Here is a 296-nt window from a genome sequence, read left to right on the forward strand (position 1 = left end):
CTGAACCAGTCTCCAATGCGTGACCCTGATGCCTTGGCTTCGGTCACAGAGTGGCGTTCGGCTCCCGGTTTCCCATTCTCCTTAAGGAGCGCAGCCCGGACCTGCCGGGCTCGCTAAAAAGCCATCAAGACAACCGGGATATCGTCGACGCGCCTCCCATCGTGCTTTCGCCGCGCGGCTCGTAAGCGCGCTGGTCACGCAGGATCTGGAAGGCGATCGTCAAAAGCTTGCGCGCGATCGCCACACGCGCCTTGTTGGTTCCTCTGATCTTCAGATGCTCGTACTGGTCATGAAGT

Annotated in this window: 1 pseudogene; it reads right to left on the minus strand. The window is 59.8% G+C overall.

Going from position 1 to position 296, the window contains the following annotated elements:
* Positions 1 to 124 precede the first annotated feature (124 nt).
* Positions 125 to 296: pseudogene (locus tag C6558_RS41350) on the minus strand (IS110 family transposase); the annotation flags it as partial.

The organism is Ensifer sp. NM-2 (assembly GCF_003024455.1).
GTDB classification, from domain to species: domain Bacteria; phylum Pseudomonadota; class Alphaproteobacteria; order Rhizobiales; family Rhizobiaceae; genus Ensifer; species Ensifer canadensis.